Raw genomic sequence first — 14,905 nt, 5'->3', positions numbered from 1 at the left:
GTCAGGCTCATAACCTGAAGGTCACAGGTTCAAATCCTGTCCCCGCAACCAACCAACCCAATACCAAACCGTCTCAGGAGATCCTAAGGCGGGTTTTTTTTGCCTTTTTTTAACATTTTGGTTTGTCCCAAGGCGCACTGATCTGTTCCACGCTAGGTGTCACGACGATGCGGAACGCCTAGTCATATTGGCGAGGGAACTTCACGATAGCAGGATCAACTTTCTCGCACGCTGGTGCGCGGGCTCGACGCCATATGATGCGCAAAACCGCGGCAACGTCGCAGTTCGAGCAATTAAGCCTGTGTTTGATGACGCCGACGTGTCGGTCCCGCTCCCGGGTGCGTGAAGAGCACGACCCTGCGTCACACACATCGGCTGAACTAAATCAGGCTTGGCATAGATATGGTCGCCGCCGCCTGAGAAGGCGGCTACACGCGCAGCGATGATGATCGTCCCGCCTCCCCACGCAATCGGCGCGATGTTGCTGACGTTCGCCATGTTCTACGGATTTGTGTCCGGTCGCGCGCGTGTCGAGATCATTTCGCTCCTCACCGTCACCGCGATCGCGCTCGGTTTATACATGTTCCCTTTGCCCGGCCAAGCGCCAACCGACGGGCTGAAGCTCGCGTTTGAAGGGTTCGGACACTATGCGCTCGTCACGATCTGCGCGCTGATGGTGCTGGGGCGCGGGCTCGTTACGACGGGGGCACTGCAACCGGTGTCGCGTCTGCTCACCCGTGTATGGCGATACAATCAGCAGGTCGGGCTTATCATCACGCTCTTGCTCGCGTTCGCGATGAGCATGATGGTGAACGATACCCCAGTGCTTGTGCTCATGATCCCCATCATGGCGGCGATTGCCGCGAATGGCGGTCTCCCGGCCTCTCGCACGCTCATCCCCATCAACAGCGCCGTGCTCATCGGTGGCATGTCGACGACGATCGGAACGTCGACAAACCTTCTCGTCGTCTCGATCGCGGGCGATATGGGTATGCCGCCGATTGGCGTGTTTTATTTTACGCCGATTGTGCTGGCTGCTGCTGTCATCGCACTGCCCTTTATTTGGCTGGTGATGCCGCGTTTGCTGCCGGACAATTCAGTCGCGGCGGGACACGAGCCGCGGCGCTTCAGCGCTTTGCTGCGGCCGGGCGAGAATTCCGCAGTACACAGTTTGTCACGCGCTGAGCTCGAAGCGCGGCTTCCCGCGGGCATCGATCTTTTCGGTACGGTCGGACACGATGGGCGATTGCTGGTCAGCGCGACGCCTGCCGCGCTCGAGGAAACGATGCGTGTGCTTGATGCGACTGCGGCACCGGCGTGGCTGATGGAGCGACTCAATCTGGGCTACAGTCAGAGCGGGGAAGATTTGAACGTCGTTGAACTGGCGGTGGCCAGGGATTCGGGGCTGATGGGCAAGGGTGTACAAAACGCCAACCTCGCCGAGCTTTACAATATCGCGATCCTGGGGGTTCATCGCGCACAACGACCATGGTTGGGCGTTTTGTCGGCGGAGGCGACCGTAGACAATTGCTTCGATGAAGGCGACATCATCCTGGCAGTGGGAACGTCCGCCAACATCCGACAGATGGCGCTCGCCGAGAACGTGCTCATCCTCGAAGGCGCGAAGGAGATGCCACGTTCCGCCAAGGCGCCGCTCGCACTGGCGATCATGGCCGCCGCAATCGTTCCCGCGAGCATTGGTTTGGCCCCGATTGCGATCTCCGCTCTTGGTGGCGCGATTGCCATGCTCGTTACCGGCTGTGTTCGCGTCGATCGCGTCGGGCGTGCGCTTTCGGCCCAGGTGATCCTGCTGGTTGCCGCGAGCATTGCAATCGGGCGCGTCGTCTTGGAAAGTGGTGCCGCGACGTGGCTGAGTGAGCTTCTGGCCATCGGCCTACAGCACCTCCCACCGGCTGGCGTTCTCGCTGCGGTGATGCTGTTCGTGACGCTGCTGACGAATTTCGCTTCCAATACGACTGCGGCGGCAGTCGGCACGCCAATCGCCTTCAGCCTTGGCCAGCAACTTGGCATTCCGGTTGAGCCATTGGTCCTTGCGGTTCTGTTCGGTTGCAACCTGTGCTATGCAACGCCGGTGGCGTACCAAACGAATATGTTGATCATGTCGGCGGGAGACTATCATTTCAGCGATTATACGCGGACCGGCTTTCCACTCGTTGTCTTAATGATTGTGACATTGTCCACGCTTTTGGTCGTGAGATATGGGCTGTACTGATGAAATTGGTCGTATGCTGGCGGATCATCTTTGCCCGGTGGTAGCGCCGGATGGGACCAGCCTGCAACGCGGTACGATCAAAACCAGATCCGTATCCCGGCAACGAGTCCGGCGCTGATGGCGTCTTCGCCATCAACGTACGCATAGCGCCCGGTCTGTCCGATCTTTCGCTGCCAGGACACGCCGACGTAGGGCGCGAATTGGCGCTGAATCTCGTATCGGAGTCGCAAACCGATTTCAGCTGTGGACAGTCCCGCGCCGATTCGGCTCGCAGGCACGTCCTGCGCGGCAAAATTCAGTTCAATGCGGGGCTGCAAGATCAGCCGTTGCGTGAGCCGCTGGTCGTAATAGCCGGCGAGGCGACCGAGAACGTCACCTTGATCCGACACGAACAACGCGCCATCAACCTCGAACCAATAGGGCGCCAGTCCTTCAAAGCCGACGGTGGCATAGCTCCGTCGCGCGCCGCGTCCGAGGTCCTGGCGAAGGCCGACCTGCGCGTTGAAATACGGATCGATTGCCCGGCTGTAGAGCAACTGCACTTCCGCTTCTTCGAGGCGACCGGCTGACCCTTTGCCTGCAAACCGGCCTTCGCCTTCGGTTTTGATCGTCAAGCGGTTGATGTCGCCACCATACCAACCCTCGCCTTCCCATCGGAAGCCGTCCTGCCCGCGACGGGGCTGATACTCGGCGAGGTTGAACATCGCGAAGCCGAAGGTCTGCGCTCCGCTGTCGTTCATCATCTGCCGATGCGCGCGTTCGATCTCGGCGGCGGGGAAGATGCGCGTCGCATAATGGTCGGTCGGCGGCGCTGGAGCGGGCGCGTTGCCTGCGGACAGATCTGTGCCGCTTTTTGCCATGTCGGGGATCGTACCCTGGTCCGTCGCCACGCCGGACATCGCCATCCCCGGGATCGATGCGTGATCCATCCCGTCCCTGTCGCCCAGTTTCAGAGCGGGCGATGCGGACGCCTTGTCCGGTGCGCGATTGACCGGCTTGGCCTGCGCCTTGGAAGCTGCGGGGTTGCGCGGCTTCGCCACAGGCTTGGCCGCAGGCATTTTCATGCCCGGCATCGAGCCATGGTCCATCCCCGGCATGCTTTGCGCGAACGCGGGAGCACTCGTGCAGAGCGACGCAATCACAGCAAAGCCGAAGGCGCGACTCACGCCGCTTCGCCGCGCGGGCGGACGCTGACGACGCGCATCATGCCCGCCGCCATATGGTAGAGCAGGTGGCAGTGAAACGCCCAGTCGCCGACGGCATCGGCGGTAACGTCGAACGTCACCTTTCCGCCGGGTAATACGATGACGGTGTGCTTGCGCGGAGCATGGTCGCCATGCCCCGTCACGAGCTCGAAGAAGTGACCGTGCAAGTGGATCGGATGGCTCATCATCGAATCGTTGATCAGGTTCACCCGCACCCGCTCGCCTTCGATAAACGGGATCGGCGCGTGATGATCGGACATCTTCACGCCGTCAAACGACCACATGAAGCGTTCCATATTGCCGGTCAGATGGAGATCGAGCGAGCGGTCCGGCGCGCGCACGTCCGGATTGCGGTCGACCGCCACGAGGTCGCGGTAGGTCAGCACCGCGTGGCCGACATCCGCCAGACCCTGACCCGGCTCGCCGGTGCGATCCATCGGCATCGGCGAAATCGTCTGGACGCCGGGACCGCGTTGTACCTGTGGCGCGGCCGAAAAGTCGCGCATCTTCATGCTGCCGTGATCCATCCCCGCCATCGCATCGGCGGCGGGCGCTGGGCCCGACATGTCCAGCTCGGGCATTGATGTGGCCGGCGCTGGCGCCGACATGTCGAGTGTCGGGGCACCATGGCCCATCGCGGCATGGTCCATCCCGGCCATCGCGCCACCCGACATGTCCATGCCGCTCATGTCACCCATCCCCATGTCGGTCATGGTGACGAGCGGCCGTTTGCGGAGCGGCGGTACTTCGGCGGCCATGCCGGCACGTGGTGCCAGCGTGGCACGCGCCATGCCCGAACGGTCGCTCGCCTCACCAACGAAGCTATAAGCGCGGTCGTCGCGCGGCGTGACAATCACGTCATAGGTTTCGGCCACACCGATCTGGAATTCGTCGATTTCGACCGGACGCACGTTGAGACCATCGGCCTGGACGACGGTCATGCGAAGGCCTGGAATGCGGACGTTGAAGAAGGTCATTGCCGACGCGTTGATAATGCGCAGGCGAACGCGCTCGCCGGGCTTGAACAGCGCCGTCCAATTGTCGCGCGGGCCGTGGCCGTTGACGAGAAACGTATAGGTCGATCCGGTCGCATCGGCGATGTCGGTCGGGTCCATCCGCATCTTGCCCCAGTCGATGCGGTCCTTGAGCGGCTGATCGCGCCCCGCCAGCAACCCGCCGAGCGTCTGGCGCTGCAGGTTGAAGTGGCCCGGATTGACCTTCATGTTCCGGAAGATCGCTTCGGGCGTCAGCGGGCTGTGATCGGACAGGACGATGACATGCTCGCGGTCCGATACGATCGGGTCGACGCCTTCGGGATCGATCACGATCGGGCCGTAAAGTCCTTCCTGCTCCTGAAACCCCGAATGGCTGTGATACCAATAGGTGCCTGCCTGATGGACGGGAAATTCGTAGAGGAAGGTCGAGCGCGGCGTGATGCCGGGAAAGCTGACACCGGGCACGCCGTCATACTGGAATGGGACGAGCAGTCCGTGCCAATGGATCGAGGAATCGACGTCGAGGTCGTTCGATACCGAAAGCCGCACGTTTTGCCCCTGGCGCAAGCGGATCAGCGGTCCCGGCACGGTGCCGTTGATCCCGATCGCGCGGAACGGCTTGCCATCGATCCGCATCGTCTGCCGCGCGATCCGTAGAGCAACATCGGGACCGTTCACCGTCGGCAGGGGCGCGACAAGGCCCGACGACGCTGTCTGCGCCCAAGCGGGAAACCACGCGGCCAGCGCGGCGGTGCTACCGACCGCAGCCGCAGCGCGTAACAGCGCGCGGCGATCGATCACAGGGCGGATTGCAGAGCGTTCGTTTAGGGCCATGCACGTCATACGCGGCGCGGCAGGTCTTCCCTCAAAGCGTCGTTCAGTTTCTGACGCGCACGATAAAGCCGGGTCTCGACCGTCTTTTCGCTAACCCCGAGTGTGGCTGCGACCTCGGCTTGCGACATATCCTCGATCGTCCGGAGCAACAGCGCCTCTTTCAAACGTGCAGGCAAGGACGCAATGGCCACGGCGACGCGCGTCAGTTTCTCCCGATCCTCGGCGGTACGCTCTGCCCCCACAGCCTCGTCGGGGATAGACTGCGCGGCATGGTCCGGCATTGCGAAGCTGAACAACCGCCGCACTGCGCGCCGCCGTCCCCAATCGCGCGCTTTGTTGAGCGCAATCCGCGCGATCCAGGCTCGGAACGGACGTGCGGGGTCATAGCGATCGAGCGCACCGAAGGCCGCAATCAACGTTTCCTGCGTGACATCCATCGCTTCGTCGGCATCGCCGGTTGCACCGCGGACCAGCCGATAGACGGCCTCGCGATGCCGTTCCGTAAGCACGCGGTAGGCCGCCTGGGTACCGCTGCGCGCCAACGCCGCCAGTTCCCCGTCGGATGCGTCATCAAGCGCAAGCGTCACCGCGCGTCAGCGGTCAGCGCCTTGACCACAGCCTGATCGAACACCGCCGTCTGATCGGGCTTGAGCAGTGATCGCATGGCAAAGACGTGTTCGAGCGTTGCCTTCTGCAACTTTCCCATCGTCGTGTGGCAGGCATCGACGGCGGCGGCAACACGCGGACCGAAGCCGCGCTCGGTCTCGATTGCTTCCGCGAGACGGGCGTTGTCGGCGCGCAATTGGAGCTCGAGCGCTTTGCGCCGGATCGAAAAGGTCGCTTCAAGCGCGTCGAGGTTGGTGTGCTGTTGCACATCGAGGGTAAGCTTGTCGTGCAACACGGCGTGTAGCTCAGCCCCCGTGTGCGACGGCCCCGGAAGCAACACCCGCCCGATAAAAACACCCGCGATCGCAGCGAGAAACGCGATAACCCCGATGATGACGGTACGGCGCAGCACGGTCACGGCGTTTGTCCAAGCAAGGTCGAGGGCATGAGCGGGGAACTGGCTGCAAAGGGCGTCAGCGAGCCCTGCGCCGAGGCCGGCCCGGTCGGCAACCCGGCACCAGCCATCCCAACCCCAAGCGCAAAGAGGCTGGCCAATGCAATCGGTCGACGAAGATCAACGGCGCGTGCCGCCGCCACATCTGCCAGCATCGCACCGTCGATTGCAGCAAGCCTATGCGGCACCGGCAATTGACCCAGCTGGATCACCAAATCTTCGACAGTGCTCATCATCGACCTCCGCTCCGATCCTTACCATACGGCGCCCATCCACGTTTCCCTCAATTGACGGCTGTGAGGGGTCGCGCCGTGCGATGCGTATGCATAGCGACCCAACGGAGGAGTCTGCCATGACCAACCGCTTTCGCGCCGCGCTGTTCGCCATTGCCGCTTTTGCAACAAGCAACGCGGCACTCGCGCATACCCATCTGATCGCTTCGGCTCCGGCTGCAAATGCCAGCGTCGCGAAACCGACAACGATCTCGCTCAGCTTTGACGAGAAGGTCATGCCTGCATTCTCTGGGGCCGACGTGGTCATGACCGGGATGCCGGGAATGGCGAACCACCAGCCGATGAAACTGTCAGGGTTGAAAGCGAATTGGAGCGCTGACGGCAAGACGCTCACGCTCGTCGCTGGCCGCGCGTTTCCAGTCGGCACCTATCAGGTGACGTGGCACGCGGCGGGCGCGGACACACACCGGATGCAGGGCAGTTTCACATTTTCGGTCAAATGAAGGGTGACTGACCCGTTCTACATCGGCATCCGGTTTGCGCTCTACGCGGACTTGATGCTGCTGTTCGGGTTACCCTTATTTGCAATCTATACGCGGGAAGAGCGGGAAAACTTTCCCAATCGTCGCCGAATGCTCGGGTGCCTAGCCGTGCTCGGGTTAGCGCTTTCGGCGCTGTCGCTCGCGGCAATGACCGCATCCATGGCGGGCGTCGCGATTCTCGATATCGACCGCGCTTCGATCTGGGCGATGGTTTCCGAGACTCCGATGGGCAAGGCCTGGAGCGTGCGAATGACTGCGCTGGCCATGGTGGCGATCATCCTCGTCCATCCGCGTGCCCCCGCCGTTCCCGCCGCGCTGGGTGCGGTTGCGCTCGGTTCGCTGGCGTGGACGGGGCATGGGGCGGCCGGCGAGGGCAGCGCCGGGACGGTCCAACTGGTTGGCGACCTTGTCCACCTGATGGCGGCGGGTGCGTGGCTTGGCGCGCTTGTTGCGCTGGGCATGATGCTGTGGGCTGGCGAGACCGTGAAAGCGACGCACCGCGCGCTCGCGCGGTTCGCAGCGGGCGGCACGGTCATCGTCGCCGCGGTCGTCGGCAGTGGTCTGGTCAACGGCCTTTGCCTCGTTGGCTGGTCGAACCTCGGCCGGCTGCCGTTCACGCTCTACGGGCAATTGCTGCTGCTCAAGCTCGCTCTGGTCGGGGGGATGCTCGCGGTCGCCGCAATCAACCGCTTCCGCCTCACACCCGCACTCGGGACTGCAAAGAGCCAAGACGTCACCAGCGCGCGACGCGCGTTGTCGCGAAGTCTGATGCTCGAAACTGTTGCGGCAGTGGCGATCCTCGGTCTGGTCGCGTGGCTCGGCACGCTCGCACCACCGATGTCGCCATAGCCGACGCGAGGGGAACGGTATAAATCAGCGCCACGCCGCCCCGCGTCAGCGCACGACCGTTGTTCCGAAAATCAACGCGGCCTTCGATGCGTCCAGCCGCATCGTGTCAGCGGCGGGACGTGCAGATTTCGAGAAAGCCAGCCGCCATAAACGATGCCATGCGATCCTTTACCGCCACGAAATCCTCCGATTTGCAGAGCCCGCCCGACAATTTATCAAGCCGTCCGGTCCGCGCCAGCGTCAGCATCAGCGCACCGGTAACGAAGTGATAGCCCCAGAAAATGTCTTCCTCAGCGCTGTCGGGAAGTGCCTGTTTGAGCAGGCCGATCAGGCGCAGCACGACCGGATCGAAATGTGAATCCATCAGTTCGGCACCCCATTCAGGGGTATTGGCAACCTGTGCGCCAAGTGCCGCATAGTTGCGCCACCCCTCGCCACCCTCAATGTACAAATCGAGATCGGTGTCGAGAAAAGCGCGAAGTGCTCCCTCGACGGTCGGCCGACCCACGGTTGCAACTTCATAGGCATCGAGCGCGCGCATCCGTCGCTCGATCGTGACCACCGCGCGGCGCGCGAACACGGCATCGAACAGCCGGTTCTTGTCCTCGAAATAATAGTTGAGCAGCGTGTGGTGGACGCCAACCCGCGCGGCGACATCTTTGAGCGTCACCCCGTGCAGGCCATGGCGCGAGAACAGATATTCTGCCGCGTCCAGAATCTGCTCCATGGTTTCGGCGCGCTGTTCGGCTTTCTTGGAGCGGCGGGGGGCTTTTACGGTCTCAGGCACACCAACGTCCATCGTTCCTGCACGGGCGAGCGTCAAGACGCGCGCGATATTCTGGCCTTACCCACCATATTCGGACCGCAGCCGCATTTTGTCGATCTTACCGGTCGCCGCCAGCGGCATTGCCGAAAGCCGGATGATTTCGTCGGGGATCCACCACGGCGCGACGCGACCCTTGAGCGGTGCCAGCAAGGCTTCGTCGCTCAGCGCCGCCGCATCGAGCATCTCGACCAGCAGGACCGGACGTTCGCCCCATTTCGGATCGGGACGGCCGATGACCGCAGCGAGCGAGACCTCGGGAATCGCGCCGACCACGGCTTCGATCTCGGCGGGATTGATCCACTCACCGCCGGATTTGATCAGATCCTTGGCGCGCCCGGTGATCATCAAATTGCCCGCACGATCGATCCGCGCGAGGTCGCCCGTCGCAAACCACCCCGCGGCATCGGTCGCGGGTTGCGTCTGGCCGAAGTAGCGCTCGACCACCGCCGCGCCGCGGACATGGAGATGCCCCTCGGTCTCGCGCTGCTCGGGATGCGGCCTGCCGTCGGCATCGGCGACCATCAGATCGACTCCCACCGCCGGCCGACCCGAAAGCGCACCCGATCGCGCCGGATCGTCGGGTCGAGCAACCGTGCCCGAGGGGGAAAGTTCGGTCATCCCCCAACTCGTCTGGACCGTGACGCCCAAGCGCCGCTCGATCCGCTCCATCAAGGCGGGCGGCACTGGTGCGCCGCCGACGATGATGCGCTTTAGGCTGGGTAGGTCGCCGCCATTGGCTTCGACATGTTCGACGAGACCGAGCCAAATCGTCGGGACGCCGACGCCGACGGTGACGCCTTCCGAGCGGATCAGCCGGGCCAGGCTGGCACCATCGGCGTGACGGCCGGGCAGCACGAGCTTGCCGCCGGCGGCGGGCAAGGCAAAGGGCAGGCCCCAGGCATTGGCATGGAACATCGGCACAACGGTCAGCACGCTGTCGGTGCCCGAGATCGCCATCCCGTCGGTCTGGAGCAAGCGCAGCGTGTGGAGAAAGCTTGAGCGGTGGGTATAGGTCACGCCCTTGGGCGCCCCGGTCGTGCCCGAGGTAAAGCACAGGCCCGATGGCGCGGTCTCGGCAAAGTCGCCCCAGACGATGTCGCGCTCCGTTTCCCCGCGCGCCGCGTCGATCAGCGACTCGAGTCCACCGACCGTCGCGGCACCGGCGCGTTCGGTGGTGACGGGTTGCGCCGCGTCGATCACAAAGATCCGCTCGATCGTGGAGGTTTGCGCGGCGATCTGGCGTGCGAGCGGCAGCAGGTCGGCGCTGCAGACGAGAATACGCGCGGCCGACTGGCTCGCCATCGCCGCAAGCTGCGCCGCAGTCAGGCGCGGATTGAGGGTGTGACAGACCGCGCCGATCCCCATGATCGCATACCACGCCTCGACATGCGCCCGTGTGTTCCAGGCGAGCGTCGCGACGCGGTCGCCAATGCCGATACCGGCATCGCGCAACACCGCCGAAACCAGCACGCTGCGCGCGTACAAGTCGCGATAGGTGATCCGATCGACACCGCCGTCGTCGCGCGCCGTGACGACCTCGGCCTCTGGGTGCCATTTCGCTGCGTGTTCGAGAAATTTGTTAAGCGTCAACGCGAACGACTGCATGTCTCCATCGATCATCGACACATCGCCGCCTTGTTCAGGATGGGGGAGATGACCCCGGTATTCCAGTTCCACGCCTGATCGCCCGCCGCGCGGCGGCGGCAAACCGCCGCCTCGTGCAGAGCGAACATTCCGGGGAAAAGCTTCTGCCCCGGTTTGGGCGCTTGCGTGAACGCCATGTAGTTGGCGTCCTTGCCATAAGGCTGCCAGTCGGGCTGCCCGGTCGCGACCGGGGTGCCAGTCTTGGCAAAGGCGGTCCAATAGCTTGTCATCGCATCCGACAGGCGGCGCTCGGCGATCGTATCGGGCACCTTCGGCCAATACGGCGGCGTCTCACTGGCGGTGCCGAAAACATAGGGCAATTCGGAGGCGTGAAAGGCGTGGAGCCCGTTGTCGTCGGCGGCGGGGTAGCCATGGTCGAACAGATAGAGGTAGCCGCGCTGGCCGATCGCGGTCTGGCCGATCGCGAGCCGCATCGACGTCCAGCCGTACAGCGCGTCGCGGGTGGTGGCGAGCATGCTTTCCGTGATGGAGGTCGACGGGTAGAGGCGCAGGAAATAGTCGGCGAGGTCGCCGTAGCGGCTGCGGATCGCGCTTTCATACGCCACAGCATCTCCCGGCGCGGGCGGCAGCAGTATCCCTAGCGAGCGGATTTCACCGCTATTGAAGCCAGCGAGGATCGGCACCGGGGCTTGCTCGCCGCGATCCCAGATATCGACGAGCTGGCGCGGCAAGATCGCGCCGTCGACCGTTCCCCAAACACCATAGCCTTTCGCTGCCGCCTGATCGGTGAGTTTCCCGGCGTCCATCGCGCGCAGCGCGGGCAAGTCGGCAGCGCCGAGCGCTTTCATGATTTGCGTTCCGGCGGTTTCGGCGGAAGGCGTGCCGTGCGTGGTCAGCTTCAGATCGGGGCTCGACACCATATAGGCGCTTTCGGCGATCGCCTTGTGGAACAGCCCGCGCGCGCGCGGCGCTGCCATCAGGTACATCACGCTGAGCGCGCCCGCCGATTCGCCCGCGACCGTCACATTCGCGGCATCGCCGCCGAACGCCGCAATGTTGCGCTTCACCCATCCGAGCGCTGCGATCTGATCGAGCAGACCATAATTGCCCGAAATGTCGTCTTGTGACTCAGCGCTCAGCGCGGGATGCGCGAGATAGCCGAGAATGCCGAGCCGGTAGTTGATCGAAACGACGATCACGCCGCGCGCCGCCATCCGTGCGCCATCATAGAGCGGCTCATGGCTGTAGCCGCCGAGGAGCGCGCCGCCGTGGATCCACACCAAGACGGGGAGCCCCGTGGCATCCTTCGGCGCCCAGATGTTGAGCGTCAGGCAATCTTCGCTCATCTGCGCAGGCGGATTGGCGTAGATGCTGACGACGCTTGACTTCGGCTGGACGCAAGCCGGGCCGAATGCCGTGGCTTTGCGGACCCCTTGCCACGGTGGCAGCGCCACCGGTGGCTTCCAGCGCAGCGCGCCGATCGGCGGCTGGGCATAAGCGATGCCCTTGAACACGCGGACAGTGCCCTGCGCGCTGCCCTCGATCGTCCCCGCCGGCGCCGCGACCGTCGTTGATTGCGCCCATGCGGGGCCGGCGACGAACAGCAAGGCGGCGAACGCGGCGTGATACAGCTGTCTCATGCGGAAATCCCGGCAGCGGTGCGGCTTTCGCGGCGCAGAATCCGCGCGAGCCAGAGGAAGAGGAGGATGGCGACCACGTAGAAAGGCGTCAGCGTGTATAGCGCCGATTGCAGATAGCGGACGTGGCCATGCGCCTTGAACCAGTCGCTCGCTTGCCCGACCCAGGTTGGCCCGAGCCCCAGCCCGATGAAATTCATCACCAGCAGCAGCAGCGCGCCCGACAGCACGCGCTGATTGGGCTTCACTTCGTCCTGCACCAGCGCGACCGAGGCCGAGAGGTAGAAATAGTTGAACACCATCACCACCGCGAGCAGCATCAGCGCGAGCGGCCAGCTCGGTGCCCAGATGAAACCGAGATAGAACGGCATCGCCACCGCGAGCGACGCTGCGGGCGCGATCGCATAGCCGGCGCGCGAGCTGCGCGTCATCCGGTCGATCACACGACCCGAAACGACCATCCCGCCGCCCATGCCGAGGGCGAGCACCAGCGCATACCAGATGCCGACATCGGCCAGCGTCATGCCCTTGTCGCGCATCAGGAACAGCACCGCGAAATTGCCGAGGCCGTACGTCACGAACTGCGTCGCCCCGCTGCCAAGCGCCGCGAGCATCAGCACCGGATGCGTGAAGAACATCCGCAGCGTCGGCCAGAAAGCGGCCTTTTCCGACGCATCGCTCGCGCGCACCAGATCGGTCGCACCACGCTCGGGTTCGCGCAGAACCAGGCGGACAAGAATCGCCGTAACAATGCCGATGATCCCGATGATAACAAAGGGCATGCGCCAGCCGAACCGCTCGGCGATCGCCGCGCCGAACGCCACGCCGATCGCCGCCCCCATCGCCGGCCCAAGATTATAGACGCCGAGCGCTGCCGCGCGTTTGCCGGGCGGGAAGGTGTCGGTGATGATCGCATAGGAGGGCGGCACCCCACCCGCCTCGCCGAAGCCGACGACCATCCGCGCCGCCACGAGCTGCGGATAACTCGCCGCCATCCCGCACGCGACCGTCGCGCCGCTCCAGATCGCGCACGCCAGCGACAGCACGGTGACGCGATTGGTCCGGTCGGCCAGCCAGCCGATCGGGATCGCGATGAAGCAATAGAACATCGCGAAATACAGCCCGCCGATCAGCCCGAGCTGGCCGTCGGACACGTGCAGCGCGTCCTGGATCGGCTTGGCAAGAATGCCGATCAGCTGCCGATCGAGGAAATTCAGGACATAGACGAAGGTGAGCGTGACGAGCATGAACCACGCCCGCCCGCCAATCGCCGCAGCGCTAGGCGCGCCCGCCGGCACCGTCGATCCGATCGAAGAAACGGTGCCGGTCGCCACCAATCAGAGCCCGTAGCCGAGACGAATGCCAACGGTGCGCGGCCGCAATGTGCCGAAGCGGCTGACGAGAAACGCTTCGGGGTGGATGTACACGACCGAATGATCATCGAAGACGTTCTCGACATAGACCTGCGCCGAGATCGGTCCCCGCTTCAGGCCAAGGGTCAAGTTCGTGTTCACATATTCGTCGGTCTTGCCGTAGGTCGAAAGCCGCACCGTCGGCGCGCCCGGCGTGTTCGGGAACGAGCTGTTATACGATCCGACATATTGCACGTTCGCCGCCAGATTGGCCTTGATGTCGTGGCCGAGATCGAACGCGTAGGACGTGTAAAGCGCGCCCTGCAGACGCGGCGCCGAGAGCCGGTGGCCGAGCACCGCGCCGGAAATTGCGGCTTCGGTCGCGCTGAGCTTGGTAATCTTCGAATCGTTATACGCGGCGTTGAAACCGATAAAGACGTCCTTGGCCGGGATGATCCCCATCTCGACCTCGAACCCCTGGCTGCGCGCCCCACCGATATTGGTGGCGAACTGCACCGAGTCCGAGACGCGGTTGGCCTGCGCCTGAATGTTGGTCCAGTCGATCAGATAGGCAGCGGCGTTGAACGTCACGCGTCCGCCCAGGAAGCGCGCCTTGGCTCCGATCTCGTAACTCTTGAGATCATCGGACGAGGCGCCGTTGGGAATGATAATATCGCTTGGATTGACCAGGCTCGCACGCCCGGCAAAGGCATTGACGATCGGGGCGCGGAAGCCGGTCGCGAAAGTCGCATAGGTGGTCAGCGCCTGGCTGGGCTTGTAGGTCAGGCTCGCCTTCCATGACGGCTTCGACCCCGTGGCCTTGACGCCCGCTACGGCGGTGTAAGGCGTGAAGGTATTGAAGTTCACTGGGATGCGCAGCAGCGCGTAAGTGAAATAGTTGAAACCGCCTGCAGTCGCGAGATAGCCGCCTGCCTTGGTGAAGCCTTGCGCCGAAATGCTCCCATAGCGCATGCCGCCGGTCAGCCACAGCTTGGGCGAGAAACGGTAGGTCAATTCGCCGAACCCGGCGAGCTCTTCGCTCGTCGAATAGGTGTATTGCTTCTGATAATATTGGTCGGGCAGGCCAGTCAGCCCGCGCGCCGCGAGGAATTGCGGGCTCGAGCGATAGAGATAGTCGACGTCACGGCGGCGATTGAGATAATAGCTGCCGATCACGAACTGGAACGGCCCGTCGAGCGACGAGACCAGGCGGGTTTCCTGCACGACCACATTGTCACGACCGTTCGCGTCGAGCCCGAACGCGATCGGCGCGCCGACATACGACCCCGGCGCGAAGGTGCCCGCAAGATCGACATAGAAGCGCTGGTCGAAATGCGAATAGGTGGTCGAACTGGTCAGCTTGGCGAAGTCGAATTCATATTCGATCGTGCCATTGACGATGGTTTGCTTGCCGGTGAAGCGATCGTTCTGATCGGCTTTGTTGCATAACGTCGCGAGAGCATAACCGCGCTTTTACTTGAAGATGTTATGAGAGGCGGACGGTCACCGGTGTTCCTATTTCGGAGAAGCGATT

12 protein-coding genes and 1 pseudogene are annotated in these 14,905 nt (G+C 63.5%); 3 read left to right on the top strand and 10 right to left on the bottom strand.

Features of this window, described 5'->3' with window-relative positions:
* Positions 1 to 478 precede the first annotated feature (478 nt).
* On the top strand, positions 479 to 2,233 hold the full coding sequence (locus IEV62_RS17625; RefSeq protein ID WP_229733372.1) for an SLC13 family permease: 1,755 nt from the start codon (positions 479 to 481) through the stop codon (positions 2,231 to 2,233).
* A 77-nt stretch (positions 2,234 to 2,310) separates the two neighbouring features.
* Here the strand turns inward: IEV62_RS17625 and IEV62_RS17620 are convergent, their stop codons facing one another.
* The 5 genes from IEV62_RS17620 to IEV62_RS17600 all read right to left on the bottom strand — a co-directional run bounded on the left by IEV62_RS17620 (position 2,311) and on the right by IEV62_RS17600 (position 6,560).
* Positions 2,311 to 3,330 (bottom strand): copper resistance protein B, encoded by a 1,020-nt coding sequence (locus IEV62_RS17620; protein ID WP_188449828.1) that lies wholly within the window; start codon positions 3,328 to 3,330, stop codon positions 2,311 to 2,313.
* A gap of 65 nt (positions 3,331 to 3,395) precedes the next feature.
* Positions 3,396 to 5,267 carry a copper resistance system multicopper oxidase gene (locus tag IEV62_RS17615; protein ID WP_373868612.1) on the bottom strand — a complete coding sequence of 624 codons (1,872 nt, stop codon included), beginning with the start codon at positions 5,265 to 5,267 and terminating at the stop codon, positions 3,396 to 3,398.
* Between the two features lie 5 nt (positions 5,268 to 5,272).
* The gene (locus tag IEV62_RS17610) at positions 5,273 to 5,854 is read right to left on the bottom strand and encodes an RNA polymerase sigma factor (RefSeq protein ID WP_188449827.1); all 582 of its coding nucleotides are present in this window, start codon (positions 5,852 to 5,854) and stop codon (positions 5,273 to 5,275) included.
* Positions 5,851 to 6,291 (bottom strand): periplasmic heavy metal sensor, encoded by a 441-nt coding sequence (locus IEV62_RS17605; RefSeq protein ID WP_188449826.1) that lies wholly within the window; start codon positions 6,289 to 6,291, stop codon positions 5,851 to 5,853. Before IEV62_RS17605 ends, IEV62_RS17610 begins: the two co-directional genes overlap by 4 nt.
* The gene (locus IEV62_RS17600; RefSeq protein ID WP_188449825.1) at positions 6,288 to 6,560 is read right to left on the bottom strand and encodes a hypothetical protein; all 273 of its coding nucleotides are present in this window, start codon (positions 6,558 to 6,560) and stop codon (positions 6,288 to 6,290) included. The genes IEV62_RS17605 and IEV62_RS17600 overlap by 4 nt, the downstream gene beginning before the upstream one ends.
* 119 nt (positions 6,561 to 6,679) lie before the next feature.
* Here IEV62_RS17600 and copC point away from each other — a divergent pair, with 119 nt between their 5' ends.
* Together copC and copD are read left to right on the top strand one after the other, a co-directional pair.
* Positions 6,680 to 7,063, top strand: a complete 384-nt coding sequence (gene copC, locus IEV62_RS17595; RefSeq protein WP_188449824.1) for a copper homeostasis periplasmic binding protein CopC — start codon at positions 6,680 to 6,682, stop codon at positions 7,061 to 7,063.
* Positions 7,064 to 7,066: 3 nt separating this feature from the next.
* Positions 7,067 to 7,951: a copper homeostasis membrane protein CopD gene (gene copD, locus IEV62_RS17590; RefSeq protein WP_229733370.1), complete on the top strand. Its 885-nt coding sequence runs from the start codon at positions 7,067 to 7,069 to the stop codon at positions 7,949 to 7,951.
* Positions 7,952 to 8,057: 106 nt separating this feature from the next.
* Here copD and IEV62_RS17585 read toward each other — a convergent pair whose 3' ends face one another.
* From IEV62_RS17585 to IEV62_RS17565, 5 genes and pseudogenes are all read right to left on the bottom strand, one after another.
* Positions 8,058 to 8,738: a TetR/AcrR family transcriptional regulator gene (locus tag IEV62_RS17585; protein ID WP_229733368.1), complete on the bottom strand. Its 681-nt coding sequence runs from the start codon at positions 8,736 to 8,738 to the stop codon at positions 8,058 to 8,060.
* 57 nt (positions 8,739 to 8,795) lie between these two features.
* Positions 8,796 to 10,397, bottom strand: coding sequence for an AMP-binding protein (locus IEV62_RS17580; RefSeq protein ID WP_188449822.1), 1,602 nt, complete (start codon positions 10,395 to 10,397; stop codon positions 8,796 to 8,798).
* Positions 10,394 to 12,022 (bottom strand): carboxylesterase/lipase family protein, encoded by a 1,629-nt coding sequence (locus IEV62_RS17575; RefSeq protein ID WP_188449821.1) that lies wholly within the window; start codon positions 12,020 to 12,022, stop codon positions 10,394 to 10,396. Before IEV62_RS17575 ends, IEV62_RS17580 begins: the two co-directional genes overlap by 4 nt.
* On the bottom strand, positions 12,019 to 13,353 hold the full coding sequence (locus tag IEV62_RS17570; protein ID WP_229733366.1) for a spinster family MFS transporter: 1,335 nt from the start codon (positions 13,351 to 13,353) through the stop codon (positions 12,019 to 12,021). Before IEV62_RS17570 ends, IEV62_RS17575 begins: the two co-directional genes overlap by 4 nt.
* A 3-nt stretch (positions 13,354 to 13,356) precedes the next feature.
* Positions 13,357 to 14,790: pseudogene (locus tag IEV62_RS17565) on the bottom strand (TonB-dependent receptor); the annotation flags it as partial.
* Positions 14,791 to 14,905 lie beyond the last annotated feature (115 nt).

The organism is Sphingomonas psychrolutea, from assembly GCF_014636175.1.
GTDB classification, from domain to species: Bacteria; Pseudomonadota; Alphaproteobacteria; order Sphingomonadales; family Sphingomonadaceae; genus Sphingomonas; species Sphingomonas psychrolutea.
This window is presented reverse-complemented; position numbering and strand designations above follow the sequence as displayed.